General features: G+C 70.9%; 25 protein-coding genes. 15 read left to right on the forward strand and 10 right to left on the reverse strand.

All coding sequences use genetic code 11. The features are described from left to right. Positions 1-38: 38 nt before the first annotated feature. Complete coding sequence (locus FHR38_RS01900; protein ID WP_221448883.1) at positions 39-968, forward strand: zinc metalloprotease; 930 nt, start codon at positions 39-41, stop codon at positions 966-968. Then, entirely contained in the window at positions 965-1306 is a 342-nt protein-coding gene (locus FHR38_RS01905; RefSeq protein ID WP_184532224.1) for an NADH-ubiquinone oxidoreductase chain 4L, read from the forward strand. The genes FHR38_RS01900 and FHR38_RS01905 overlap by 4 nt, the downstream gene beginning before the upstream one ends. Positions 1307-1322: 16 nt before the next feature. Here the strand turns inward: FHR38_RS01905 and FHR38_RS01910 are convergent, their stop codons facing one another. The 5 genes from FHR38_RS01910 to FHR38_RS01930 form a co-directional block, all read right to left on the reverse strand. After that, positions 1323-1580 carry a UBP-type zinc finger domain-containing protein gene (locus FHR38_RS01910; RefSeq protein WP_184532225.1) on the reverse strand — a complete coding sequence of 86 codons (258 nt, stop codon included), beginning with the start codon at positions 1578-1580 and terminating at the stop codon, positions 1323-1325. Beyond that, on the reverse strand, positions 1577-3151 hold the full coding sequence (locus tag FHR38_RS01915) for a Na+/H+ antiporter (RefSeq protein WP_184532226.1): 1575 nt from the start codon (positions 3149-3151) through the stop codon (positions 1577-1579). The genes FHR38_RS01910 and FHR38_RS01915 overlap by 4 nt, the downstream gene beginning before the upstream one ends. 93 nt (positions 3152-3244) lie before the next feature. Then, positions 3245-4207 (reverse strand): TIGR03885 family FMN-dependent LLM class oxidoreductase, encoded by a 963-nt coding sequence (locus FHR38_RS01920; RefSeq protein ID WP_184532228.1) that lies wholly within the window; start codon positions 4205-4207, stop codon positions 3245-3247. Positions 4208-4285: 78 nt separating this feature from the next. Then, complete coding sequence (locus FHR38_RS01925) at positions 4286-5698, reverse strand: NADP-dependent succinic semialdehyde dehydrogenase (RefSeq protein WP_184532230.1); 1413 nt, start codon at positions 5696-5698, stop codon at positions 4286-4288. 14 nt (positions 5699-5712) lie between these two features. Then, positions 5713-5982, reverse strand: a complete 270-nt coding sequence (locus FHR38_RS01930) for a hypothetical protein (RefSeq protein WP_184532232.1) — start codon at positions 5980-5982, stop codon at positions 5713-5715. Positions 5983-6090: 108 nt separating this feature from the next. On the opposite strand from FHR38_RS01930, the gene FHR38_RS01935 reads away from it, so the two are divergent. From FHR38_RS01935 to FHR38_RS01955, 5 genes are all read left to right on the forward strand, one after another. Continuing rightward, on the forward strand, positions 6091-7119 hold the full coding sequence (locus tag FHR38_RS01935; RefSeq protein ID WP_184532234.1) for a 3-oxoacyl-ACP synthase III family protein: 1029 nt from the start codon (positions 6091-6093) through the stop codon (positions 7117-7119). A gap of 72 nt (positions 7120-7191) precedes the next feature. Continuing rightward, entirely contained in the window at positions 7192-7929 is a 738-nt protein-coding gene (locus FHR38_RS01940; protein ID WP_312881725.1) for a glycosyltransferase family 2 protein, read from the forward strand. After that, positions 7929-9413: a class I adenylate-forming enzyme family protein gene (locus FHR38_RS01945; protein WP_184532236.1), complete on the forward strand. Its 1485-nt coding sequence runs from the start codon at positions 7929-7931 to the stop codon at positions 9411-9413. Before FHR38_RS01940 ends, FHR38_RS01945 begins: the two co-directional genes overlap by 1 nt. A gap of 13 nt (positions 9414-9426) precedes the next feature. Continuing rightward, entirely contained in the window at positions 9427-10575 is a 1149-nt protein-coding gene (locus tag FHR38_RS01950) for a cytochrome P450 family protein (protein WP_312881726.1), read from the forward strand. Continuing rightward, positions 10572-11489: an NAD-dependent epimerase/dehydratase family protein gene (locus tag FHR38_RS01955; protein ID WP_184532238.1), complete on the forward strand. Its 918-nt coding sequence runs from the start codon at positions 10572-10574 to the stop codon at positions 11487-11489. Before FHR38_RS01950 ends, FHR38_RS01955 begins: the two co-directional genes overlap by 4 nt. 44 nt (positions 11490-11533) lie before the next feature. Here the strand turns inward: FHR38_RS01955 and FHR38_RS01960 are convergent, their stop codons facing one another. Then, positions 11534-12190, reverse strand: coding sequence for a TetR family transcriptional regulator (locus FHR38_RS01960; protein WP_184532240.1), 657 nt, complete (start codon positions 12188-12190; stop codon positions 11534-11536). 189 nt (positions 12191-12379) lie between these two features. Here FHR38_RS01960 and FHR38_RS01965 point away from each other — a divergent pair, with 189 nt between their 5' ends. Together FHR38_RS01965 and FHR38_RS01970 are read left to right on the forward strand one after the other, a co-directional pair. Next, positions 12380-14548 (forward strand): ABC transporter permease, encoded by a 2169-nt coding sequence (locus FHR38_RS01965; protein WP_246446248.1) that lies wholly within the window; start codon positions 12380-12382, stop codon positions 14546-14548. A 159-nt stretch (positions 14549-14707) separates the two neighbouring features. Then, entirely contained in the window at positions 14708-15571 is an 864-nt protein-coding gene (locus FHR38_RS01970; RefSeq protein ID WP_184532244.1) for a GDSL-type esterase/lipase family protein, read from the forward strand. 96 nt (positions 15572-15667) lie between these two features. On the opposite strand, the gene FHR38_RS01975 is transcribed toward FHR38_RS01970, so the two are convergent. Both FHR38_RS01975 and FHR38_RS01980 read right to left on the reverse strand, forming a co-directional pair. Beyond that, a complete protein-coding gene (locus FHR38_RS01975) occupies positions 15668-16480 on the reverse strand; it encodes an EcsC family protein (RefSeq protein WP_184532246.1) in 813 nt (270 codons plus the stop codon). A gap of 117 nt (positions 16481-16597) precedes the next feature. Then, complete coding sequence (locus tag FHR38_RS01980) at positions 16598-17470, reverse strand: peptidase M23 (protein ID WP_184532248.1); 873 nt, start codon at positions 17468-17470, stop codon at positions 16598-16600. A 409-nt stretch (positions 17471-17879) separates the two neighbouring features. Here FHR38_RS01980 and FHR38_RS01985 point away from each other — a divergent pair, with 409 nt between their 5' ends. The 5 genes from FHR38_RS01985 to FHR38_RS02005 all read left to right on the forward strand — a co-directional run bounded on the left by FHR38_RS01985 (position 17880) and on the right by FHR38_RS02005 (position 22096). Then, positions 17880-18800: a proteasome assembly chaperone family protein gene (locus tag FHR38_RS01985; RefSeq protein ID WP_184532250.1), complete on the forward strand. Its 921-nt coding sequence runs from the start codon at positions 17880-17882 to the stop codon at positions 18798-18800. Positions 18801-18859: 59 nt separating this feature from the next. Next, positions 18860-19711: an exodeoxyribonuclease III gene (locus tag FHR38_RS01990; protein ID WP_184532252.1), complete on the forward strand. Its 852-nt coding sequence runs from the start codon at positions 18860-18862 to the stop codon at positions 19709-19711. Further along, positions 19701-21149 carry a Fic family protein gene (locus tag FHR38_RS01995; RefSeq protein ID WP_221448884.1) on the forward strand — a complete coding sequence of 483 codons (1449 nt, stop codon included), beginning with the start codon at positions 19701-19703 and terminating at the stop codon, positions 21147-21149. Before FHR38_RS01990 ends, FHR38_RS01995 begins: the two co-directional genes overlap by 11 nt. Before the next feature lie 85 nt (positions 21150-21234). Beyond that, entirely contained in the window at positions 21235-21753 is a 519-nt protein-coding gene (locus FHR38_RS02000; protein ID WP_184532254.1) for a GNAT family N-acetyltransferase, read from the forward strand. A 10-nt stretch (positions 21754-21763) separates the two neighbouring features. Beyond that, positions 21764-22096 (forward strand): antibiotic biosynthesis monooxygenase family protein, encoded by a 333-nt coding sequence (locus FHR38_RS02005; protein ID WP_184532256.1) that lies wholly within the window; start codon positions 21764-21766, stop codon positions 22094-22096. A 111-nt stretch (positions 22097-22207) separates the two neighbouring features. Here FHR38_RS02005 and FHR38_RS02010 read toward each other — a convergent pair whose 3' ends face one another. Together FHR38_RS02010 and FHR38_RS02015 are read right to left on the reverse strand one after the other, a co-directional pair. Beyond that, on the reverse strand, positions 22208-22975 hold the full coding sequence (locus FHR38_RS02010) for a class F sortase (RefSeq protein ID WP_184532258.1): 768 nt from the start codon (positions 22973-22975) through the stop codon (positions 22208-22210). A gap of 10 nt (positions 22976-22985) precedes the next feature. Next, positions 22986-23507, reverse strand: coding sequence for a hypothetical protein (locus FHR38_RS02015; protein ID WP_246446250.1), 522 nt, complete (start codon positions 23505-23507; stop codon positions 22986-22988). A 179-nt stretch (positions 23508-23686) separates the two neighbouring features. Here FHR38_RS02015 and trmB point away from each other — a divergent pair, with 179 nt between their 5' ends. Then, complete coding sequence (trmB, locus tag FHR38_RS02020; protein ID WP_184532260.1) at positions 23687-24421, forward strand: tRNA (guanosine(46)-N7)-methyltransferase TrmB; 735 nt, start codon at positions 23687-23689, stop codon at positions 24419-24421. Positions 24422-24508: the final 87 nt, after the last annotated feature.

The raw sequence follows: 24508 nt of genomic DNA on the forward strand, positions 1-24508 counted from the left end.
GAGGGCTGACCGCAGCCGGTTCTTGCCACAATCGACCGATGACGGACTCGTCCGGTGCGCGCCAGCGATGCGGCACCATGCCGGTGCACCGCCGACTGCTCGACACCCTCCCCGGGTACGCGACGAGCCGTGCTGAGGTCGAGGACTTCACCTTCCGGGAGTGCCGCCACCGACCCGAAGGCCGGATCGAGGTGGTGCATATCCCCACCGTGGTACACGTCGTCTGGTCCGACCCGGCGCAGAACATCACTGACGAACAGGTACAGAGCCAACTCGCCGTACTCAATGCGGACTTCCGGCGGACAAATCCCGACGTGACGGCCGTACCCCCGGTGTGGCAGTCGGCACCCGCGGACGCCCGCATCGAGTTCGCGCTCGCCACCACCGACCCGGCGGGAAGCCCCACCACCGGCATCACCCGGACCAGGACGGCGACCGCCGGCTTCGACACCGACGACGCGGTGAAGTCCAGTACAACCGGCGGTGCCGACCCATGGCCGACCAGCAGCTACCTGAACATCTGGGTCTGCCAGCTCAACGGTGGCGTACTCGGCTACGCCCAGTTTCCCGGCGGGCCGGAACCGACCGACGGGGTGGTCGTCCTGCACTCCTGCTTCGGCACCACCGGCACCGCCACCGCTCCCTTCGACGGAGGCCGGACCGCCACCCACGAGGTGGGTCACTGGCTCAACCTGCGTCACATCTGGGGCGACGACGGCGAGGGCTGTAATGGCGACGACTTCGTGGCGGACACCCCCAACCAGGGCGGCCCGAACTACGGTAAGCCCAACTGGCCCACGGTGAGCTGTGACAACGGCCCCGACGGCGACATGTTCATGAACTTCATGGACTACGTCGACGACAACGCGATGGTGATGTTCACCAGTGGGCAGACGGCTCGGATGGCCGCCTGCCTGGCCGGTCCCCGGGCCAGCCTGGTCGCCGATGTGGCACCCTCGCCGGCATGACCCCGCCCGACCTGCCGATACGCCCCCTGCCGGAGGCGCTGTTCCGGCGCTGGGTGCACGTACGTGAGGAGGACACCCCGGAGATGCGCGTCTACCGGCCCGCCGACCGGCCGCTGCCGCCCGCCCGGGGCCGCGACGGTATCGAATTCCGCCCAGACGGCACCTTCGTGGACCACCGCCCCGGCCCAGCCGACGCCACGACCCGCTCCCCCGGCCAATGGCGAGCAGACGAAGCCGGGCACTGCCTCGAACTGACCTATCCGAACGGGAACAGTGGAGGCCGGTTCGCGATCGTCGCCGTGGACACCGACGTACTGTGCCTACGCCCCCAGGGTTGACGAAAGGAAGGGGCCGTTAGCCGATCTCCTCGTCCACGTAGCACCACCGCCACGACTCGCCCGGCTGGACCGATCGCATCACCGGATGACCGGTGCGGTGGAAGTGGCCGGTGGCGTGCCGATACGCCGACGAGTCACAGCAGCCCACCTGGCCACAGGTCAGACACTCGCGCAGATGCACCCACTCCCGGGAGCCGATCTCCAGGCACTCCTGGCAGCCCTCGGCGGTGCGCGACAGAGGCGAACTTGCCTCGACGAGATGTACGCAACTCATCCGGCGCTCCCCCGGCGGAGCAGCGACTCCTCCAAGTCCAGGTCGCGGTAGGCCCGCACGAGCACCTCCTCGGGTATGCGCCCCTCGTCGCGGGCGCTACGGAACACCTGACGTTCCACGTCGATCATCTCCTGCCGGAGCCGGCCGTACGCCTCGGACGGGGTTTCCTGTTCGTCACCCCCGAGCCGCTCCCAGGCCGAGTTGTTGCGCTGGTCGATCAGCTCCCGGAGACGCTCGACCACCGCCGGTGGGGCGGTGTCGGCAAGCCTGTCCAGGTGTTCCCGGGCGGCGCGGCCGGCCTGCTGCTGCACCCCGGCGGCGGAGAGCGCGTCCTGCACCGGGTCGTCCGGGGGAAGCCTCAGCCGCCGGGCCAGCCACGGCAGGGTGGCCCCCTGGAGCACCAGACTCGCCACGATCACCGCGAACGCAAGCCAGACGAAGAGCTCCCTCGGGTAGGACATTCCGTCGGCCAGGGTCATCGGTAGGGCGAGCACAGCGGCGAGGGTCACCACGCCCCGCATACCCGCCCAGGAGATCACGATCGGAAACCCGGATGGCGGCAACGGGTCCCGTCGCCGGGCGGAGGGCACCAGTCGAGCGAGATAGGTGGCTGGAAAGACCCAGAGGAAACGGGTGAAGAAGACGGTGGCCAGCACCACGGCGGTGACTCCGACGAGGATCGGACCCGGGGTGTCCAAGCCGGTGACGACCTCCCGCAGTTGCAGCCCGACGAGCAGGAAGACCAGCCCTTCCAGCAGGAACTTGGCCAACCGCCAGAACGCGTTCATCTGTAGCCGGGAGGCGGCGGACATCAGCACCGGCATGCGGTGACCCAGCGCGAGCCCGGTCACCACGACCGCGACGATGCCGGAGGTGTGTAGCGCCTCGGCCAGCAGCACCACCGCGAACGGAGTGATCAGCGACAGGGCGTTGTCCAGGATCGGATCCCGGACGCGCCGGTGCAGGCACCCGAAGACGGCGATCCCGACCACACCGACGACGATGCCACCGCCGGCCGACACCAGGATTTCGGTGCCGACGTCGCCGATTCCGACGGCGGAGCCGACGGCCGCCGCGGTGGCCACCCGGAGCAGGACCAGCGCGGTGGCGTCGTTGATCAGGCTCTCCCCCTCCAGGATGGTCACCACCCGCCGGGGCAGGCCGATTCGCCGGGCCACCGCGGTGGCGGCCACCGCGTCCGGTGGGGCGACGACCGCGCCGAGGGCCAGGCACACCGCCAGCGGTACGCCGGGCAGCAGCGCGTACACCACCAGCCCCACCACCATCGCTGTGAAGATCACCAGGCCGACGGCGAGCAGCAGGATGGACCGCAGGTTGTAGCGGAACGCCGGCACCGAGGTCTCCAGCGCGGCGACGTACAGCAACGGCGGCAGGATGCCGGTCAACACCAGTTCCGGGTCGAGTCTCACCTGCGGGAAGCCTGGCACGAACGAGAGCACCAGGCCGATGACCACGAGCAGGATCGGCGAGAGCACACCGAGCCGACGGGCCAGGGCAGCGCCCAGTATCGCGATGGCCAGGAAGAGGACGACCTCGAACAGTGCATCCACGTGGTGAGCCTAAGCTTCCTCGGGGCCGGATCTGGTCAGGTGACCTGCAAGGCAGGCAGCACGGTCAGCCGCCTTGCAGCACGGGCAGCACGGTCAGGTGACCTTCAGCGCGGGCAGGACGTCGGCGCCGAACGCGTCGAGGAACTCTCGTTGCCGCTGGCCGACATGGTGCAGGTAGATCTCGTCGAAGCCCAGTTCGGCGTACTCGTGCAGCCAGGCGGTGTGCCGGCCCAGGTCGGCGGAGACGTTGACCACCTCGGCCACCCGTTGCGCCGGTACGTCCGCGGAGACGACGTCGAAGTGGTCGGTCATCTCCAGGTCCCAGCAGACCGGCGGCGCGAAGACGTTGCTGCGCCACTGCTCGTACGCCAACCGGGCCGCCTCGGCCTCGTCGGGTGCCCAGCTCAGGTGCACCTGGAGGAAGATCCGCCCCTGCCCACCGGCGTCCCGATAGGCGTCGACCAGCCGGCGCAGCCGATCCACCGGGGCGTTGACGGTGATCAGACCGTCGGCCCATTCGGCGCACCAGCGGGCGGTCGCCTCGCTGACCGCCGCACCGACCAGGGCGGGCGGCTGCTCCGGGCGGGTCCACAACCGGGCCCGGTCGACCGTGACCAGTCCGTCGTGGCTGACCTCCTCGCCGTCCAGCAGGGCCCGGATCACCGTCACGCACTCGCGCAGTCGGGCGGTGCGTACGTCCTTGCGGGGCCAACCGGTCCCGGTGATGTGCTCGTTGCTGGCCTCACCGGTGCCCAACGCCGCCCAGAACCGTCCCGGGTACATCGCCGCCAGCGTGCCGATGGCTTGGGCCACGATGGCCGGGTGGTACCGCTGCCCCGGGGCGTTGACCACCCCGAACGGCAGCGAGGTGGCCTGGAGCGCCGCCCCCAGCCAGGACCAGGCGAAGCCGGACTGCCCCTGGCGGGCGCTCCACGGCGAGAAGTGGTCGGAGGACATGGCGGCGGCGAACCCGACCTGCTCGGCATGCTGCACGGCGGTCAGCAGCTCGGCGGGGTGGATCTGTTCGTGGGAGGCGTGGAAGCCGTACGTCGTCATGCCGGGGATCCCTACCCGGCGCAGCCGCCCGTTACGCCGGCCCGACCGCGATCGACCGTCAGCGGCCGCGCGGTCCGGCTATTCGCTGTGCGCGCCTGCGCCGGCCGAGGCCGTACCCGAGCCCACCCAGACCGTCTTGATGTTGCAGAACTCCCGGATACCCAGCGCCGACAGCTCCCGACCGTGCCCGGAGTTCTTCACCCCGCCGAATGGCAGCTCAGGAAAGGAGGTGGTCATTCCGTTGACGAAGACGCTGCCCGCGTCCAGGTCGGTGGCGAACCGCTCCTGTTCCTCGGGGTCCCGGGTCCAGGCGTTGGAGCCCAGGCCGAAGCTGGTGCCGTTGGCCACCTCGATCGCCTCCTCGTACGACGACACCCGGTAGAGGCCGGCGACCGGACCGAACACCTCCTCCGACCACATCCGCATCTGCGGGGTGAGTTCGGTGACCACGGTCGGCGGATACCACCAACCGGCCTCGTCAGGCTGCTGCCCACCGCAAGGCACCCACGCCCCCTGGGCGACCGCGTCGGCCACCAACTCCTCGACGTCGGCCCGCCCCTGTTCGGTGGCGAGCGGCCCGACGTCGGTGTCGGCGGCCATCGGGTCCCCCACGCGTAACGCCGACATCCGGGCCACGAACGCCTCGGCGAACGCGTCGTAGACGTCGGTGTGCACGATGAACCGCTTCGCCGCGATACAGGACTGGCCGTTGTTCTGGCAGCGGGCGGTGGTCGCCGTCTCGGCGGCCCGGTCCAGGTCCGCCGAGGGCATCACCACGAACGGGTCGCTGCCGCCCAGTTCCAGTACGACCTTCTTCAGCTCCTGTCCGGCGGTACGCCCCACCGCCCGACCCGCTCCCTCGCTGCCGGTCAACGTGGCGGCGCGTACCCGGGGGTCGGTCAGGATCCGGTCGACGGTCTTCGAGCCGATCAGCAGGGTCTGGAACGAGCCGGCCGGGAAGCCCGCCCGGCGGAACAGTTCGTCGAGGTAGAGCGCGGTCTGTGGCACGTTCGACGCGTGTTTGAGCAGCCCGACGTTGCCGGCCATCAGGGCCGGGGCGGCGAACCGCAGCACCTGCCACAGCGGGAAGTTCCACGGCATCACCGCCAGGACCGGCCCGAGCGGCTGGTAGCGGACGTACGCCTTGGTGGCGCCCACCGCCGCCGCGTCGGCCGGCTCGTCGGCGAGGAAGCGTTCGGCGTTGGCCGCGTAGAACCGGCAGGCGGCGGCGCACTTGGCCGCCTCCGCCTTCGCCGAGGCGTACGTCTTGCCCATCTCGGTGGTCATCAGCCGGCCGATGTCGTCGCGCTCGGCGTCGAGCAGGTCGGCAGCTCGCGTCAGCCACCCGGCCCGCTGCGCGAAGGTGGTCCGCCGCAGCGCCGCGAAGCCGTCCACCGCGCGGGCGATGGCGGCGTCGACCTGGTTGTCGGGCAGCGGGTCGAAGGACTTGAGCAGTTGCCCGGTGGCAGGGTTGATGGTGGCGATCGACATGTGTCGTACTCCTGTCACTCGAAGAGCGAGTGCCGCGTTCCCGGCGGCTCCTCCCGCCGGCGGGCACGCCGGCGGAGTTGCACCACCACCAGGTCCACGGCGGCCACCGCGGCGAGCACGAACAGGATCACGCCCAGCACCGTGTAGTCGGCCCGCACCGCGAGCACACCGAGCACCACGCAGACCACCAGACCGAACGACGCCAGCACCAGACGCAGATTCAGTGCGCTGTACGGGTGTCCTACCGTCCCTTTCGCCCCTCGGGGCTGCTGCTTCGCGGCCATCTGGCCGAACTACCCAGCCTGGGGTCCGGTTAACCTGGGCTGCTGGCCTGGTCGAAATGAGCACGGCTACTCATCCCCGGCCGCCCCTCCCCTCGGAAAGCTGAAGGCATGATCCCTCCGTCCCCGCCCCACCCTGCCGAGTCCTCGGTGGGTATCACCTCGGTCGGGGTGAGTCTGCCCGAACGGGTCATCGACAGTGCCGAGCTCCAGGCCCGGGTGGCGCGGGCCAGCGGTTTCGAGCTGCCCGCCAATCTGCTCACCCGAATGACCGGAATCGACCACCGGCGGATGGCCGGCGACGACGAGTACGCCTCGACCCTGGCCGTTCGCGCCGCCCGGCAGGCCCTGGCCGCCGCCGACCTGACCCCCACCGATGTCGACCTGCTGTTGTTCGCGTCCGCCACCCGGGACATGGTCGAGCCGGCCACCGCGCACATCGTGCAGGCCGAACTGGGCGGTCGGGCACACGCACTGGACGTCACCAACGCCTGCAACAGCTTCCTCAACGGCATCGACGTCGCCCGGTCGTCGATCCTGGCCGGCCGGGCCCGCCGGGCACTGGTGGTGACCGGGGAGACGCCGACCCGGGCGATGCGCTGGCAGTTGAGCGACCCGGCTCAGGCACGCACGGCCTTCGCTGGCTACACCTTCGGCGACGCCGGTGCGGCCGTGGTAATCGAGCCGGTGGCGAGCGGCGGCATCCTGGACGTGGACACCGAGACCTGGTCGGAGCACTGGACGGTGGGCGGCATCCCGGGCGGCGGTTCCCGCCACCCACGCGGTGACGAGCACACCTACTTCCACGGTGACGGGCACGTCCTGCGGGGCGTCTTCGAGCAGATCGGTGCCGACATCCTGGACCGGGTACGGCAGCGCACCGGCCTGGGCTGGGCCGACTACGCCAAGGTGCTGGTGCACCAGGTGACCCTGCCCTACCTGGAGCGCTTCGTCGAGGTGACCGGGGTGCCCAAGGAGAAGCTGGAGATCACCGTCACCGACCTGGGCAACATGGCCAGCGCCACGCTCGGCGTCCAACTGGCCCGCATCGAGCCGGCGTTACGCCCCGGCGACCGGGTGCTCTTCGTCGGGCTCGGCGGTGGGGTCAGCCTGATGACCATGGTCTGGGAGAAGTCGTGACTGAGCTGTGGTTCGTTCCGGGCGGGAAGACATCATGACCGAACTGTGGCTCGTCCTGCGTGGGGAGACGTCGTGACCGACCTGTGGGTGATCGTGCCCGCCTTCGACGAGGCCGACCGGCTCGACAGCACGCTGGCCGCCCTGGCCGCCCAGACCGACCTCGACTTCACCCTCCTGGTGGTGGACAACGGCTCCACCGACGACACCGCCGAGGTGGCACGCCGATTCGCGGCGCAGGCGCCGATGCCGGTCCAGGTCATCCGGGAACCGGAGAAGGGGGTCGGTTGCGCGGTGGACACCGGATTCCGGCACGCCATCACGCACGGAGCCCGGCTGCTCGCCCGTACCGACGCCGACTGTCTGCCCCGACCCGGGTGGGTGGCCGCCGCGCGTCGGGCGTTCACCGGGGGCGCGGGCATGGTCTGTGGCCGGTTGACCGCCCGGCGGGACGAGCACGGTCCGCTGGGCCGGCTCGGGTTCCGGTTGGTGGTGGGGATCGCATCGGTCTTCGGCCGGCTGCGCCCCGCCCACCGGGACCCGGCCTACCGGGTGCCCTACCGGATGCACGCCGGCAACAACATGGCCATCACCGCCACCCTCTACCTGGCCAGCGGCGGGATGCCGCGTCGCCCCTCCCCCACCGACCGGACCTTCCTCAACCGGGTCCGCCGGGTGACGACGGCGATCAGGCACGAGCGGACGATGGTGGTGGAGAACTCGACCCGCCGGCTGCGGGCGTACGGGCTGCGCCGCACCGCCGGCTGGTATCTCGACCGGGGCTGCGGCCCCCTCACCCCGGACCCACGCTGATGCTGGACGAACTGGACGCCACGCTGCGTCGTCATCCCGACCGGCCGGCGCTGCTGACCGCGAGCCGGTCCGGCCGTACCCGGGTCGTCGCCACCCGAGGCGAACTCGTCGACCTCGCCGACGGCTACGCCGCCGCACTGCACCACCACGGGCTGACCGCCGGGGACACCCTCGGGCTGGCGGTACGCCCCGGTGCCCGGTCACTGTCACTCATGCTGGCCGCGTACCGGCTCGGCCTGCGGGTGGCCGTACTCGATCCGTCCGCCGGACCGGACGTGCTGCACGCGCGGCTGGCGCTGGCCCGCCCGGCGCTGGTGGTCGCCGACGCCGCGGCACAGGCCGTTGCCGGCTGGGCCCGACCGTTGGCCCGCCGGGCCCACCTGGAGCTACCGGACCTGGCCAGCCTCGGCCCGGTGCGGACCGCCGGCCGGCGACTGCCCGGCTGCGCTCCCGCCCTGCGACCACACCCTACCGGTGGACCACTGCCGGGCCGCCGCACCGACGACGGCGACGCGGTGGTCATCTTCACCTCGGGCACCACCAGCCGGCCCCGGGCGGTGGTGCACCGCCGGTCCGGGCTGGCCGCCGCGATGCGGGCCGTCACCGAACTGGTCCACCCGAATCCCGACCAACCGGTGCTCGGTGGCACCTTCTTCGTCCTCGTTCCGTCCCTGGCCAGCGGCGCACCGGTCGCCCTGCCGGCCCGGTCGGCCCGGGTGCTGGCCCGCCAGATCCGCCGGCTCCAACCCCAGGCCAGCTACCTCACGCCGCCGCAGCTACGCGCACTGCTGGCCGAGTCGCCCCGACTCTGCGGCGCCTTCTACAGCGGGTCCGCGCCGGTCAGCGCCAACCTGCTGGCCCGGACCCGGCGGGCCGGAGCCAGTCAGGCCTGGGGCGTGTACGCGCTCACCGAGATGTTCCCGGCCGCCGCCGTCGAGGCCACCGAGAAGGCTGCTTTCACCGGAGACGGTGACCTCGTCGGCACCCCGCTACCCGGGGTACGCACCCGACTCGACGACGACGATCAACTGCTGCTCACCGGACCGGGCAGTTCCGACCGTTACCTCGGCGAGGAACCGCACGAGTGGGTGGCCACCGGGGACGTCGCCCGGATGGACGGTGACCGGGTCGTACTGGCCGGCCGGTGCAAGGACATGATCCTGCGCGAGGCGGAGAACATCTATCCCGGCCTGTACGAGCCGGCGCTGCACGTACCCGGGGTGAACCTGGCCGTGCTGGTGGGCGTACCGGCCGGCGACGGGGACGAGCGGCTCGTCGCGGTCGTGGAACCCGAACCGGGCGCCGATCCGGGGCAACTCCGCCTGGCCCTGGCACCCGTACTGGCCCGGATGGGGGCGGCCCGGCCCGACGCGGTGCACTTCTGCGTCGTACCGACCTCGGGACGGTCCCGGAAGCCGGACCGTACCGCCACCGCGGCACTGGCGGCGGCGATGGAGGCAGGTTGGCGGCCGCCCCGTGGCTAAGGTGTTGGCTTCGGTGTCAGGAAGGTCCCGTTCCGCTACGGAAAACACCAAGAAGAGGCCCTTCCTTACCGCGCGGCGGCGGGATCGGCGGGTCTACCTGCGTAGCCATCCGGTGCTGTTCGCGCTGCTGTCGGTCACCCGACGATGGCCGGTGCTGCGGTGGGGGCGCACCGTTCTGGTGCACGACCGGCAGGCGTACCTTGACGGGCTGACCCGGGTGCCGTTGGACCGGGTGGCGGCCGGCACCACCGGGGGCACCGCCCGGCGACTGGAGGCCGAGGGCCTGCTCTTCGACCAGGAGGGTACGGCGCACCGGGGCACCCGCCGGAGCGTCCACGAGGGACTCGGCGCGGCCGGGGTGGATCGGCTGCGTCCGGTCTGGCTGGAGGTGCTGGACCGACGGCTCGCTCCACTGGCGCAGGGCGGGCACGTCGACCTCGTGCCGCTGGCGATGGAGCTGGCCGGGGCAACCACAGCAGCCCTGCTCGACCTCGACGTCGATCCGCTGGTGCTGGCGCAGGCGGCCCGGGTCGCCGCAGCGGCCACCGCCCACGAGCAGCTTCCCGGGCTTCGCTGGCCAGGGCGGGACCGGGCGGCCCGGCTCGCCGCCGCCCGCCTGACCGACCTGATCGCGACCGCCACCACAGCCACCGATTCCGCCGACGGATCCGGGCTGGCCGGCATGCTGGCCGTGGCAGCCATCAACACGACCGTGGCCGCACTGCCCCGGGCGGTTGCCTGGTGTGCCGACGACAGGTTGTGGGACTGGGCCGCCGATCCGGCCACCCGTGGGGTGCTGGTCGCCGAACTGCTCCGGGTCACCGCGCCGAGCCCACTGCTGCCCCGGGTGGCGGCCAGCTCCGGGACCGTCGGTGGCTGCCCGGTCCGGGCCGGTGACCGGCTCGTCCTGGTGGCGAGGCACGCCGTCGACGCGCACCGGTCCGGACCGGACTGTGCCGACCCGGCCCCCGCCCGGGTCGCCCAACTGGTCTTCGGGGCCGGGTCCCACGCCTGCCCCGGTGCCCGACTGGCGCGGGCGCAACTGTCCGACACGCTGGCCGCGCTGGCCGCGTACCGGCCGGTGGTGGTCCGGGCCCGCGCCGACCGACGGGCTGCCCTGCCCAGCTGGGCGAGTCTGGTGATCCAGGCGGGCCGCCGATGAACCTGACCGGGGTACGGGTGGCGGTCACCGGCGCCAGCGGCTTCTGCGGGGCGGCGGTGGCCCGAGCCGCTGCTGCGGCCGGTGCCGAGGTGCTCTGCCTGGGCCGGCGTCCCGGGCCGGTGGGCCGGCACGTGTTCTGGGACGCCACGCAGGCCGCGCCTGACCTCGCCGGTGCCGATCTGGTGGTGCACCTGGCCGCCGCCGTCGGCGATCCGGCCCCCGGTCGGGCCGCCGAACGGGCGTTTCGGGCCGTCAACGTGGACGGGACGGCCCGGTTGCTGACCGCCGCCGGGGACCGCCCGGTGGTCTGGGTGAGCAGCGCGAGCGTCTACCACCCCGGGGTACGAGGTGACCGGATCACCGAGGACCATCCGGTCGACGCCCAGTTGACCGCGTACGGACGCACCAAGGCGGCCGGCGAGCGGTTGGCGCTGGCGGCGGGGGCGGTGGTGTTGCGCCCCCGGGCGGTGTACGGGCCGGGTGACCCCCACCTGTTACCCCGGCTGTTGGGGGCGGTCCGTGGTCGGTACCTGCTCCTGCCCGGGCCCGACGTTTCGCTGTCGCTGACCGCGGTGGAGAACCTGGCCGACGCGTGTCTGGCCGCGTCGCGCTGGCCGGCCGGGGCGTACAACATCACCGACGGACGGGCGTACTCTCGGGACGCCGTGGCGGTGGCGGCGCTGGCCGCGCTCGGCCGGCCGGCGCGGGTGGTGCACGTGCCGGTCTGGTTGGCCGGCGTGGCGGCGGCGCTGGCGACGGCGCGGGCCCGACTGCCCTGGTCGGGTCCTCCGGCACTGACCCGGTACGCGGTGGCACAGCTCGCCCACGGCGTGGTCCTGGACATCTCCCGGGCCCGGGCCCAGGGTTGGCGACCGCGCCGCTGTTTCGACGACTTCCTCGGCGCGACTCGTTGACGAGGACGCGGCGGTTTGACGCTTCTCGATGATGCCGGTTGCCGCTACGCCGCCGACTGCGGAGGTGTCTCGGTCAGCGGGTTCGTGCTCCCCGCCTTGCTGATCGGGGCGACCAGCATCCCGGCGATGGCGTCGGCCAGGAAGTCGCCCACCGAGTGCCAACGCGGGTCCTTCCCGTCCCGCTCGGCGCGTGCCTCGACCTCGGCGAAGGCTGTCGCGGCGATCCGGGTGATCAGGCTCGCCCGGCCGGCCACCACACCGGGGTCCAGATGGGCGAGCCGGGCCGCCAGTGAACGGGCGATGAGCCTCGCGGCCGGGGTGGACTCCGCTGCCTGGCGCATCAGCCCCGTCGTGGCTGGGTCGGCCAGGGCCTGGGCGATGAATCGGGCCCGCCAGCTCGGGCGCGGCAACTGGGCCAGCGCTTCCGTGGCCGGTACCACGAGGCTGCGCACGTCGCCGAGGACCGAGTCGGAATGCTCGAACATCGCCCGGCGGGGCTCCTCTTGCGGAACCGTCTGCCGCTCGATCAGTGCCCGCAACAGGCCCTCGCGGCCGCCGAAGTAGTAGTGCACGGCGGAGTGGTTGGTGTTACCTGCCGCTTCGGCCACCTTCCGGTCGGAAACCTGCGCGATGCCCGATTCGGCGAACAGGCGTTCCGCCGCGTCGAGCAGTGCGATCCGAGCCGCCTCTGACCGGGCCATCCGCAGCTTCCTCCTCGTGGATCGGCGCGCTTGTGATCGAGGTCAAGGTACCCGATTGCAATTTCGTAAGCCACGTGACTTACACTTGGGCCAACCAGATCCCGCTACCGACCGTCGGTCCGCATGGCGTAGCCGGATGAGGTTCATCGCGCACTTCGGCGCCCGTCGACAACATGCAGGAGTATGCCTATGCCGTCCTCGACCGCTCCCCCGTCCACCAGCACCCCCGGAGGTGGTCCACCGGAAGAGGATCGGAAGATCCGGATCGCCCGGTACGTCGCCCTCTTCGTGATGCCGTTCGTCATCGTCTCGATGATGTTCGCCACCTACGTAAGCACCATGCACTCGCCGCACCCGCGCGAGATGCCGGTCGCCGTCGTGGGAACGGGCTCCGGGGCGCAGGCGATCGTCGACGCCTTGAACACCGCGCCGGGCAACGCCATGGACGCGCGGCTGGTCGAGTCCAAGGACGACGCGGTGGAACTGCTGAAGGACCGCGAGATCGCGGGTGCGCTGGCGATACCCACCGAAAGGTCGGCCCCGGCGACGATCTACACCACGATGGCAGCCGGCGCATCGCAGGCGACGACGGCCCAGCAACTTCTCGCCCCGGTCGCCATCGGGCAGAACTGGACGACGGCGATCGAGGATGTCGCTCCGCTTCCCGACGGTGACATGGCGGGCATCGCGGTCCTGTTCGCCGCCATGGGCATGATGCTCGCCGGGTACGTGCCACTGAGCCTGCTGCTGATGGCCTGCCCCCATCTGCTGTCGCTGCGGCGCTTCCTGCCGATCGTGGCCGGTTGGTCGGCGGCCACCAGCACCATCATCTGGTTGATCCTCGGGCCAATCGTGGGTGCCGTCGACGGCCACTACCTGACGTTCCTCGGCGTCGGAATGCTGGCGACCGGAGCTGTCGCCCTCACCCAGTTGCTGCTCACCAAGTTGATGGGTCCGCTCGCGGTCGTGCTCGGCATGCTGCTCTGGGTCGTGTTCGGTATGCCGTCGTCGAACCTGGCGCTGTCGGTCGACATGATGCCCGGCTTCTTCAACTTCCTGCACGGCGTGCTCCCACTGCCGGCCGCCGGCGAGGCACTACGCTCGATCCTCTACTTCGACGGGCGCGGAGCCGGTGGGCACCTGCTGGTGCTGGCCGCCTGGGCGGTGGCCGCCCTGCTGTTGTCCTGGCTCAAGGAACGCACCAGCGGGCTCGCGATCCCCGGAGCACCGCAGGTCGACCACCCTGACACGCCACTGCCGGCATTCTCCGGCGGCCCGCTGAGGTCCAAGCGGTTCCGTTACCTGGCGGTGCCGGCCTTCCCGCTCGCCATCCTGGTGATGGTGGTGGGCCTGATGGGCTTCTCCATGCACAAGCCAGCCGTCCACGATCTCCCGGTCGCGGTGGTCGGTGCGACGCCTGAACAGGCCCAACAGATGGCCGCCGGCCTGGAGTCGAAGCTCGGCGACATGCTCGACGTCAAGGTGCTCGCCTCGGCGGACGAGGGCATCGACCGCATCCTCGACCAGGACATCGTCGCCACGTACGTCCTGCCGACCGCCCAGGGTGCCGAGGCGACGCTCTACACCTCCTCGGGTGCCGGGGTCAGCCAGCAGAGTGCGGCGAAGGCGATGTTCCAGGGGATCTCCGCCCAGCAGCAGATCCCGTTGGCGATGACCGACGTGGCGCCGCTAAGCGACACGGACACCATGGGTAGCAACAGCCTGTACGTCGGCATGTCGTGGATCATGTCCGGGTTCCTGATGCTCGCCGTGTTGCGTGGTGGGGCACCGGAGCTGAAGCGGCTGCGCCAGTTCCTTCCCCTGCTCGGCGGCTGGGCGATCGGGATGGCCGTATGGCTGTGGCTGCTCTTCGACGTCATCATCGGCGCGGTCAACGGGCACGCCTGGGAGATGATCGGCTTCGGTGCCGTCACCATCTTCGCGGTGTCGCTGGTGACCGGGGTGTTCACCCGTACCATCGGTCTGCCCGCGATCGTCCCGGTGATGGTCGTGATGATGCTCGCGGGTGTCCCCGCCTCCGGCGGTGGGCTCTCGATCTACATGGTGCCCGAGTTCTTCCGGAGCCTTCAGGGCATCCTGCCGCTGCCGGCCGCGGTCGACACGGCCCGCTCACTGGTCTACTTCAACAGCCAGGGGGTCGGCAGAAACCTTCTGGTCATCGGAGTCTGGGCTGTCATCGGCCTCGCGCTGCACCTCCTCGTCGACCAGTGGCAGAAGCGCCGGGACGCTCGGGCCCGGACCACCGTCCCGGGCGGACTTCCACCGGCCCCCGACCTCGACGACGACGTCATCTCCATCGACGACATCGGTGAGCTGGAAGTGGCCGCAGCACGCTGAGGCCACACAACGACCGGGCCGGCATCGAGCCTCCATTCGTCGAGGCATCGGGTCGGCCCGGTTCGTCGTTCCGAAGGTGACCTGATCGGCTGCTGCCACCCCCCACCCAGGCAGCGTAGAGTCTCGATACGACGACTCTCCGCAGCCACAGGGGGACGCATGAGCCACCGCTGGGCAGTTGCCGTCACCGCGGCCCTCGCCGTGTTCGCCCTGGCCTGCGAGGGATCCGGCGAACCCGGCAAACCCACTCCACCCCCCGACTCGCCCCGGCCCGGCCTTCCGTCGTCGATGACGGCGCTCGGTGACTCGATCACCGCCGGCTTCGGCTCCTGCGTGGTGCTGGCCACCTGCCAACGCAACTCCTGGTCCACAGGAGACGGGCAACGGGTGGACAGCCACTACCGGCGGCTGCGGGAGGCCAACCCGGCGATTCGCGGCAAGGCCCTGAACAAGGCGACCCCGGGGGCTCGCGCGGCGGCCCTGCCCGGTCAGGCAGGCGCTGCCGTAAGCGCCAAGGCGGACTACATGACCGTCCTGATCGGAGCCAACGATGCCTGCCGCAGCCGGATCGACGCGATGACCGGCGTCGCCGAGTTCCGTGCCGACGTGGATCAGGCGCTGGCCGTACTGAAGAAGGGCCGCCCGCAGGCTCGGATACTGGTGGTGAGCATCCCCGACCTGTACCGACTCTGGGAGATCGGGCATACCGAGCAGCGGGTGACCCGGGCCTGGGGACGGGGAATCTGCTCCGCCCTCCTGGCCAACCCCACCTCGACCGCCGAGGCCGACGTCCGGCGTCGGGCGGCCTTCCGGAAACGGATCGCCGCCTACAACGACCAACTCGCCGCCGCCTGCCGGGCGTACGGATCCCGGTGCCGCTACGACGGCGGCGCGGTGCATCGGATCCGGTTCACCCTGGACATGCTCAACACGCTCGACTACTTCCATCCGAACGCGGCCGGGCAGCAGAAGCTCGCCGAGGTCACCTGGACCGCGTCCGGCTACGCGGGTCGGGCCCGTTGAACCGGCTACGCGGGTGGTCCCCGCCGAACCGGCTACGCGGGTGGTCCCCGCCGAACGGCCGACACGGAAGCACGACCGGTGAACTGCCGCCTCGAGCTAGGACCGAGGTGCTTCCACCGGACCAGCGGTGATCGCCTGGGGCCGGTAGAGGGCATGCGCCCGATCGGCCAGCTCCTTGGTAGCCGACGAGTTCGCCCAGGTGCCCAGGATGATCGCGGCCCCTGGCACAACCTTGGCGAAGGCACGCTTGGCGGCCCGTACCCCCGCCATCCGGGCGAGCCGCACACCCAGCCGGAGCATCGCCTGTTGCAGCGGCGTGCTGGACCGGCGGAACAACTCCGCCGCCCGGGTCCGCCCCGCCGCCACCCCGAGCGCCAGGCGGGCGCTCTCGGCGACCTTGTGCACCTTCTGCAGCACCAGCAGATCGGTCGCTCGGTCAGGGTGCGCCGGGTCGTGTCCATAGGCGGCGGCGACGTGGAGCACCATCCGGGCCTGGGTCCAGGCCAGGACACCGACGTCGACGACCGCGCCCGGCAGGCCGGCAGCACCGGACACCGCGCCGGAGAGACGGGCGCGAGTGACGAACCTGCGCACCGCGATCTGCGCCAGCACCTCCGGGTGGATCCCCGGATACCGGGCCCGGGTGCGCTCGACCCAGGTAGCGGCCTCCGGCCCGAGGCGCCGGACCGCCTCCAGGGCAAGGTACTCCGGCGCGTACTGCGGGTCCTCCCGCATCTGATCCCAGAGCCGGACCGGTGGGGCGGCTGCGGGATCGTCGTCCGGCCGTTCCGGACCGTCATCCACGGCCGCCCCTGCCGCCACGGACGGGGTTTCCGGGATGGTTGCGGCAACATCGCCGCCGGGAGAAACCGGTACGGCATCGCCGCCGGACGGGACGGGGTCGCTCATGGGATGCTCCGATGGGTGACGTTGCCAGGGGTACGCGCGGCGGTTGACGTCTTGACGTCGGCCGCGCCCGTCCATTCTGGCCGGAGAGATCAACCCTCGGTCAGCGTGGCATCCCGGTCACTGCCAACCCGGCACGATGGCGTCGACGACGATGGTCGCCCGCCCCTCGTGCTTGGCGTAGTGCTCCGGGAACGCCGAGACCTGCACCGCCTGCGCCGCTTCGGTCAACCGCATCCACTGCCAGCCCGGTACCCGCATGAGGGCCTCGAGAAACCGTGCGGTCGCGTACGCCGGATCCATCAGCTTGCCCACCGGCCCCCAGCCGGTGCTGCTGCGCTGCTGGAACAGGCCGACCGAGTCGTGGTCCCAGCCGACACCCTGGTTCGAGTAGTTCATCGACTCCGGCAGTACGCCGCTGGCCAGGTTGAGCAGATTGCTCTCCTGCATCGCGGTGGCCACCGCGATGATCAGGGCACGGCGGGGCATCTGCATGTCGCGTCCGGTCCGGACGATCGCCTTGGCGTTGTTCATCTGTGCGTGGGTCAGGCCGGCGACCGGATCCGGGTCGACCGGTGGGGCGGGCTGCTCCGTCGGTGGAGTCGTTTCGGCGGGTGGAGTGGACTGCTCCGGCGCCGGTTGCTCCTGGACGTCCGGGTCAGCGGTTTCGGTCGGAGCGGGTTCGCTCCGGGTGGCCCGGGAGGCTGCCTGGTCGGCCAGCGCCCGGTCAGCCAGGACGGCTACCCGGTCGATCTGGACGGCGGGCTCGGCGGCACCGGTGGGCACCTCCGCGAACATGGCCAGGCTCAGGCAGGAGACGACGCTGGCGGCCACGGTCAGTCGGGCGGTGGCACCCCGTCGCCCGAGCAACTCTCCGATCCGGGACCGGACCTGCCGAACGCGATCCCGTGTCTCGGCTGAGGCGACATCATCCGTTCGGACAGGGGGGATAGGGGCGGCGTACTCGTCGTCAAAACCGTCGTCGTTACGCATTCGACGAGGCTAAACAGCAGGAGCGCCAATTACATAGAGTCATTTAGTGGCCCTCGCCACAATTGCTGACTGATCAATCGGTCAGCAGGTCACAGGCGCAAAGCCCGGCACCCAACCCCCGCAAGCCTGACAAGTCGGCAATAGGGGATAGCGCGGATTATGCAGGCATTTACTTTCGAACTCGTCGGGATTTTGATCACCAAGCGTGACCTCATCCGTTCGACCCATACCACTTGCCCCGCTCGGCCGCACCCTCCGGCCGAGCGGCCCAACCTCGCGATGATCTTCACCCCCCGGGGACGACAGACGCTGCCGGTGGAATGCGGAAGGATGGTGGGTGCGTTTGCCACATCAAGGCGTGGTCCGTCCCGGCCCCGCCTCGGTGTACCCATTGAGGAGGTCCTGACCGGTGCTCGATCCGCACGAGCTCTACCAGCTCACCGACGACCTGCCCGAGCTCGGACAGCCGGTGTTGATCCAGGCGCTGACCGGCTTCGTCGATGCCGGAAGCGCCACCCGGCTGGCCCGGGAGCACCTGCTCGCCACACTCGAAGGACGGACGATCGCGACCTTCGACGTCGACCAGCTACTCGACTACCGGTCCCGGCGTCCGATCATGACCTTCGTCGAGGACCACTGGGAACGGTACGACGAGCCCCGGCTGGAGCTGCATCTCCTGCACGACGACGCCGGGACGCCGTTCCTGCTGCTGGCCGGACCGGAACCAGACCTACAGTGGGAACGCTTCACCGCCGCGCTCATCGCCCTGGTGGACCGCCTCGACGTACGTGTCACCGCCGGACTGAACGCCATCCCGATGGCCGTTCCACACACCCGGCCGACCGGGGCCACCGCCCACGCCACCCGGCCCGAACTGATCACCGGTAACGAGCCGTGGCTGCACCACGTCCAAGTACCGGGCAGCGCCGGACACCTGCTGGAATACCGGCTCGGCGAACGGGGACACGACGCACTGGGCTTCGCCGTACACGTGCCGCACTACGTCGCGCAGAGCGAGTACCCGGCGGCGGCAGAGGTGCTACTCACCTCGATCTCCCGCAGTACCGGCCTGCTCCTACCCACCGAGGAACTGCGCACCTCGGCGGAACGGGTCCGTAGCGACATCGACCGTCAAGTGGCCCAGACCGACGAGGCCACCGCCCTCGTCCGCGCCCTTGAGGAGCAGTACGACGCCTTCACCCGGGGTCGGGGCGAGCCGAACCTACTCGCCGGCCAGACCGGACCGCTGCCCACCGCGGACGAACTCGGCGCCGAACTGGAGCGCTTCCTCGCCGAACAGGGCCGTCCCGGAGAACCACCGATCCGGTGACGGGGGTGCTCGCAGCGGCAGGTCGGGCACAACCCGTTCCGGTACGGCAGGCTGTGCTCATGCGCCTTGCCACCTGGAACGTCAACTCGGTGAAGGCCCGGCTGCCCCGGCTGCTGGACTGGCTCGCCGAGGTCCGACCCGACGTGCTCTGCCTGCAGGAGACGAAGTGCCCGGATGGCTCCTTCCCGGTCACCGAGGTGGGCGAACTGGGATATTCGGTTGCCAGCCACAGCGACGGCCGATGGAACGGGGTCGCGATCCTGTCCCGGATCGGGCTCACCGACGTCGTGGTGGGTTTCCCGGGCGAACCGGGCTTTCCAGCTCCCGAGGCCCGAGCCATCACCGCCACCTGCGGCGGGCTGCGCGTCTGGTCGGTGTACGTGCCCAACGGCCGGTCCCTGGACTCCCCCCACTACGAGTACAAGCTCGCCTGGCTGGCGGCGCTGCGCGAGGCGGTCCGGGACGACCTACGGTCGGGAGCGCCGCTGGTGGTGTGCGGTGACTTCAACGTCGCCCCCACCGACGCCGACGTGTGGGACCCGACCCTGTTCATCGGTTCGACGCACGTCACCGACGCCGAACGGCGGGCACTGGCCGCGCTGCGGGAACTCGGGCTGCACGACGTGGTGCCAACCCCGATGAAGGGGCCGCATCCGTTTACCTACTGGGACTATCGGGCCGGGATGTTCCACCAGAACAAGGGGATGCGGATCGACCTGGTCTACGCCACCGACGCGTTCACCGCCGGAGTCCGCTCGGCGTACGTCGACCGGGAGGCACGCAAGGGCAAGGGACCCTCCGACCACGCCCCGATCGTGGTCGACAGCGACCTGCCCGATGCCAGCGACTCGTTCACGCACACGGACACTCCCCTGGACACCGACACTCCCCTGGACATCGATGACGACTGAGGAGTCCTGGCAGTCCGTTTCGCCATCCCGGCTCACCTGGCCCGAGGTCGATCCCGCGCGACATCCGTTCGACGCGACAGCCGCGTACGACGTGGTGCGTGCTGTCGCCGCGCCGGCGCCGGCCAGTCCAAGATGGGTCGATGCCCGGCTCGTCGGCGAGGATGAGGCGGAGCGGTGGCGTGCGGCGGTGAGCCACGCCCTCGTGGACCGGTACGGGCGCTGGGCCGGTGGCTGGTGTTGGTCGGTTGGCGAGGGGGACTACGACGGTGGGCCGGTCGACGGGTGGTGCTGTGCCGCCCATTCCATTACCACCGAGCAGGAGACCCTTACTCTCATCGCCGACTCGCTGATCGAATGGCGGCACTGGTTGGAGAACCTGGCCGAGCGTTTCGATCGTCTCCGGCCCCTGCCGGATGCCCGGGAATCGCCAGGTGACCTCGCCATCGCCTGGGAGGTCGCCGTCGCCCAACTCGTGAACATGACGGTGGATCGCACCCGCAGCGACAGCGGCTGGTACGGCCATTGCCGTCAGGTCCTCGCCTGGTTCCTCACCGCTGCCGGGGTTCCCGAGTCACGCCACCGCACGCTGATCGGCGACGCGATCGGCGGACGGTTTCGGAGTTGGGTGGAGCCGACCGTCGCAGAGGTCACCGAGGTAGCGGAGCGGCTGGCGCATCGGATCGTCGGGCTGCCGGCATCCGAGGACGCAGCCCAGTCGGCTCGTGGGACTGCCGGTTGGCCCGACACCTGGCCGCAGGGGTGGCCGCCGCGTGACAGAACAGTCCCGTCGGTCTCGGCTCGTCCACGCGACCGAACTCAGAACAGGCGACCTGACGATCTTGAAGCGTGGCAGGCGGCCAGGGCGCGAGTCGACTGGAGCACCGCCGCCAGGGACGTGCCCGGTCCCGCCCGTACGAGCCGGGACGCGATCGTCGACCACGTCGCCCAGCGCCCGGAAGGCAGCCAGCAACTGTCTGCCGCGCTCGCCCAGGTACGTCGGGCCGCCGCCGAAGGCGGTCCGCTCACCTTCGCGCAGCTTGCGCAGTGGCAGCGCACCGTACTCGGGGTGCCCGACGTAGGGTTCCGCGCCGGCCCTGCCTGGGCCAAAGGCGGGCGCGAGCGCTACCACTGGCACCCGGATCTGTCCGCGCTGTTCGAGAAATGTCTGACCGAGGCGATCGACGACGACCTGCCGCTACCGTCCAGAGCGGCCCGGGTCTACCTCGACGTGGCGTTCTTCCATCCGTTTGACGACGGCAACGCCCGGTCGGCCATGCTGGCGCTCTACTACGTGCTCGCCCGAGAAGATGTGGTCCTCGACCGCGCCGCGCCACTACTCGTGACCGTCCGACAGGCACACGACAAGTTCGGCGCCGCTGGCCTCGCGAAGCTGATAGAACTGCTGATCGACGCTACGCGAGCACGCATGCGATCCTGACCCGGTGGTGACCGAGCGGGAGTCACGCACTCGACCTCTCCGCCCGGTGCCATCTCGACGGGCCGACACTGCGAGAATCCGGCAAATGTCGATACAGCTTCGACCGGTCGATCGGCCGGATGTCACGCGACTTGCCGTACTCCTGGATCAGCTCGGCTACCCCACCGATCCGGCCGCCGCCGACGAACGCCTCGACTACTGGTTGGGCGATCCGGCGAGCTTCCTGCTCGGTGCCGCTGTCGAAGACGAACTGGTCGGCGTCGCAGCGCTACACGTCTGCCCGATCCTAGAGGTAACCGGCAGGTTCGGACGGTTGGTGGCCTTGGTGGTGGACGACCGTCATCGGGGCCGGGGCGTCGGGCGGGCACTGGTGGGCGCGGTCGAACAGCGGGCCCGGGAGGCTGGCTGCCTCTTCATGGAGGTCACCAGCAGTCGTCGGCGAGACCGGGCCCACCGGTTCTACCGGGACCTGGGATACGCGGACACCTGCGGCCAGAAGGCCCGGTTCACCAAACCGCTGGTAGCGGCGGCACCAAGTGCGGTCGACCGGGTCGATGGGGCCTCGCAGGGGCAGTCGGACAGCGGCGACAGCCGGGCCGGCTAGGGTGGGAGACATGGCAGTCGTGAAGATCAACGCGATCGACGTCCCACCCGGTGCCGGCGAGGAACTGGAGCGCCGGTTCGCCGCCCGGCAGGGCGCGGTCGAGGGCCAACCCGGGTTCCTCGGGTTCGAGTTGCTGCGTCCGGTCGCCGGCGAGAGCCGCTACTTCATCTACACGAGGTGGGAGAGCGACGAGGCGTACCGGGCATGGGCGCAGGGGCCGGCCCGCGGAATGCACGGCGGTGACGGGCCGCACGGCGGTGGCGAGCGACCGAAGCCGGTCGCCACCGGCGCGAACCTGCTGGAGTTCGAGGTCGTCCCACTCCCCGACCCCGCCACGCGGTAGTCCGTCGAACCACCCCCCGCCACGCCGTCAGCCCGCCCAGCACCGAGGCGGTGGCAGCCCGTACGGCCCACGCGGTGGCTCGGTGACTCGCCGAGCCGCCGAGCCGGCTGGTCACGTGTTACGGGAACCGATCAGCGACGCGAACGCGATGACGTTGTCCTGGTAGCCGATGCTGCCACCGACCCACTGACCACCACAGGTGATCAACCGGAGGCCGGGGCGCTCGAAGTCGCCGTAGACCCGCTCGACGGGCAGCCCCGACTTGTCGAACCGTTCCACCGAGTTGACCTCGAAGATCGCCACCGACCGGTCGGCCCGGGTCACCTCGACCCGGGCACCGGGCCGGAGCTTGCCGAGGTCGTGGAAGACCGACGGGCCGGTACGGGTGTCCGCGTGGCCGACGATGATCGCCGGACCGAACTGTCCCGGGGTGGGGCCGCGGTCGTACCAGCCGGTCTCGTTGTGCTGGTCCAGGGCGGGCACCGCGATGGTCCCGTCGGAGGCGAGCCCCACCTGGTGCACCGGGGCGGTGACCCCGATCGACTTGATCACGAGCCGGACCGGCCGGCTCGGCTCCAGCACCGGAAACTCCTTGGGTGGTGGCCGGTTACCCGCCATCAGCCAGTTCAGCGGCGAATGCCCGGCCTGTCCTAGCCCGGCGCCCGTGGCGAACACCCCTGCCAGCACCAGCATGACCGCGAGCACGCCACGCCACCGATGCGGTGACGGTGGGCGGATACCGCGTCTCGGCGTACGCGGTGGGGCGGTCCGTGTGGGTCGGCCCACGGGCACCGGCTGCTGCCGGCTGACCCACCGCGCGTGGGCGGCGGGCGTCAGACGCTGCGGCGCCGGACGGTGTCCGGCCGACGGGCGGGCCATCGCCGTACGGTCAGCCGCCGGCCCGGCCGCGCACCGGTCGGGTACGGACGCTGCGGCGGCGCAGGGCGAACAGCCCGACCGCGACCCCGAGTACGGTGCTGCCGAGCCCCCCGGCGAGCAGCAGGTTACCGGCGTCCAGCCCGGCGGTACCCCCGAAGCCGGTGGCCGGGCCCCGCTTCGGATGGTCGGCGGCGACCACGATCAACTGGGTGCTGGCACTACGGCCGTCCGGGCAGCTCAGTCGCACCCGGTAGCCGTCGGCGGCGGTGTTACCGGGCACCCGGGCGGTGGCCTCCAGGAACCCGGCGTTCGGGTGCACGGTGATCGAACCGAACGCCGGTGACTCGACAGTCGCCGGCGCGTTGTTCTCCCGGCAGCTGGCCCGGATGTCCACGGTCCGACCGGCCTGCACCGTGCTCGGAATGAGATCGACGAAGACGTCGGCCGCCGCAGCGGGCGCGGCACCGAGCAGCACACTCGCGATCGCAGCCGCGACGGTGAGGAGTCCCGCCGTACGACGATGTCCGGACATCACGAGCCCCCTCCTGGCATTGCCGACCGGTGCCGGCTGCCGACGCTTTCGGCTTCGCCGGTCGTACCCGCTCCGGCCGAGTGCCGGGTGGCCGGTCCGGCCGACCGTCGGGTGGGCGGCCCAGCCGAGTGCCGGATCACAGGTGGCCTTCCTCGGCCGTCGCGTAGGCTCACGTTCCTGTGACCTCCAGCCACCAGGACCAGGACCTCGCCGTGCCATCCCGGCACGCCGCCCGGGTCCGCACCTTCCACCCGCGTCGGGGTCGGCTCAGCGGGCGGCATCACGACGCGCTCGAACGCATCTGGCCCGCCTACGGCCTTCTCGTCCCGGACGCGCCCACCGTGCCGGTAGATCTGGCTACCCTGTTCGGACGCCGAGCACCGGTGGTGCTGGAGATCGGCTCCGGGATGGGCGACGCCACCGCCGCGATGGCATCCGCCGACCCTGGCCGAGACTATCTCGCGGTTGAGGTGCATACGCCCGGAATCGCCAACCTCCTCGCCCTCGTCGAGCGACTCGGCCTGACCAACGTCCGGGTCGCCCAGGGAGACGCGGTCACCCTGGTCCAGCACATGCTCCCGGCGGACTGCCTGGACGCCGTACACGCGTTCTTTCCCGATCCGTGGCCGAAGGTGCGGCACCACAAGCGGCGGCTGATCCAGCCCGCGCACGTCGCGCTGCTGCGGTCCCGACTGGTCCCCGGCGGTAGGTTGCACTGCGCCACGGACTGGGCGGAGTACGCCGAGGCGATGCGGGACACCCTCACCGGTGACCCGGAGTTGGTCGACGTCTTCGAGGGGTACGCCCCTCGACCGGAGCACCGGCCGATGACCAAGTTCGAGCGGCGCGGGATCGCCGCCGGCCGGCGGATCTTCGACCTGATCTTCGAGCGTCGTCGGCCCACTCTCGGATAGCTGTCGCCAGCCCTCCCGCGAACGGCTGTCGCCAGCCCTCCCTCGGCAGATCTTGATTCGGGCTGGCGCTGACGCGATCATCCAGGC

The sequence above is a fragment of the Micromonospora polyrhachis genome (genome assembly GCF_014203835.1).
GTDB classification, from domain to species: Bacteria; Actinomycetota; Actinomycetes; order Mycobacteriales; family Micromonosporaceae; genus Micromonospora_H; species Micromonospora_H polyrhachis.

Excerpts from the sequence above, each read along its gene's own strand:
- FHR38_RS01955 (WP_184532238.1), top strand. The coding sequence starts at position 10,572 with ATGAACCTGACCGGGGTACGGGTGGCGGTCACCGGCGCCAGCGGCTTC.
- FHR38_RS01960 (WP_184532240.1), bottom strand. The coding sequence starts at position 12,190 with ATGGCCCGGTCAGAGGCGGCTCGGATCGCACTGCTCGACGCGGCGGAA.
- FHR38_RS02005 (WP_184532256.1), top strand. The coding sequence starts at position 21,764 with ATGGCAGTCGTGAAGATCAACGCGATCGACGTCCCACCCGGTGCCGGC.
- FHR38_RS01905 (WP_184532224.1), top strand. The coding sequence starts at position 965 with ATGACCCCGCCCGACCTGCCGATACGCCCCCTGCCGGAGGCGCTGTTC.
- FHR38_RS01920 (WP_184532228.1), bottom strand. The coding sequence starts at position 4,207 with ATGACGACGTACGGCTTCCACGCCTCCCACGAACAGATCCACCCCGCC.
- FHR38_RS01925 (WP_184532230.1), bottom strand. The coding sequence starts at position 5,698 with ATGTCGATCGCCACCATCAACCCTGCCACCGGGCAACTGCTCAAGTCC.
- FHR38_RS01935 (WP_184532234.1), top strand. The coding sequence starts at position 6,091 with ATGATCCCTCCGTCCCCGCCCCACCCTGCCGAGTCCTCGGTGGGTATC.
- FHR38_RS02015 (WP_246446250.1), bottom strand. The coding sequence starts at position 23,507 with ATGTCCGGACATCGTCGTACGGCGGGACTCCTCACCGTCGCGGCTGCG.
- FHR38_RS01990 (WP_184532252.1), top strand. The coding sequence starts at position 18,860 with ATGCGCCTTGCCACCTGGAACGTCAACTCGGTGAAGGCCCGGCTGCCC.
- FHR38_RS01965 (WP_246446248.1), top strand. The coding sequence starts at position 12,380 with ATGCCGTCCTCGACCGCTCCCCCGTCCACCAGCACCCCCGGAGGTGGT.
- FHR38_RS01970 (WP_184532244.1), top strand. The coding sequence starts at position 14,708 with ATGAGCCACCGCTGGGCAGTTGCCGTCACCGCGGCCCTCGCCGTGTTC.
- FHR38_RS01945 (WP_184532236.1), top strand. The coding sequence starts at position 7,929 with ATGCTGGACGAACTGGACGCCACGCTGCGTCGTCATCCCGACCGGCCG.
- FHR38_RS01995 (WP_221448884.1), top strand. The coding sequence starts at position 19,701 with ATGACGACTGAGGAGTCCTGGCAGTCCGTTTCGCCATCCCGGCTCACC.
- FHR38_RS01980 (WP_184532248.1), bottom strand. The coding sequence starts at position 17,470 with ATGCGTAACGACGACGGTTTTGACGACGAGTACGCCGCCCCTATCCCC.
- FHR38_RS01900 (WP_221448883.1), top strand. The coding sequence starts at position 39 with ATGACGGACTCGTCCGGTGCGCGCCAGCGATGCGGCACCATGCCGGTG.
- FHR38_RS01930 (WP_184532232.1), bottom strand. The coding sequence starts at position 5,982 with ATGGCCGCGAAGCAGCAGCCCCGAGGGGCGAAAGGGACGGTAGGACAC.
- FHR38_RS02000 (WP_184532254.1), top strand. The coding sequence starts at position 21,235 with ATGTCGATACAGCTTCGACCGGTCGATCGGCCGGATGTCACGCGACTT.
- FHR38_RS01975 (WP_184532246.1), bottom strand. The coding sequence starts at position 16,480 with ATGAGCGACCCCGTCCCGTCCGGCGGCGATGCCGTACCGGTTTCTCCC.
- FHR38_RS02010 (WP_184532258.1), bottom strand. The coding sequence starts at position 22,975 with ATGGCCCGCCCGTCGGCCGGACACCGTCCGGCGCCGCAGCGTCTGACG.
- FHR38_RS01910 (WP_184532225.1), bottom strand. The coding sequence starts at position 1,580 with ATGAGTTGCGTACATCTCGTCGAGGCAAGTTCGCCTCTGTCGCGCACC.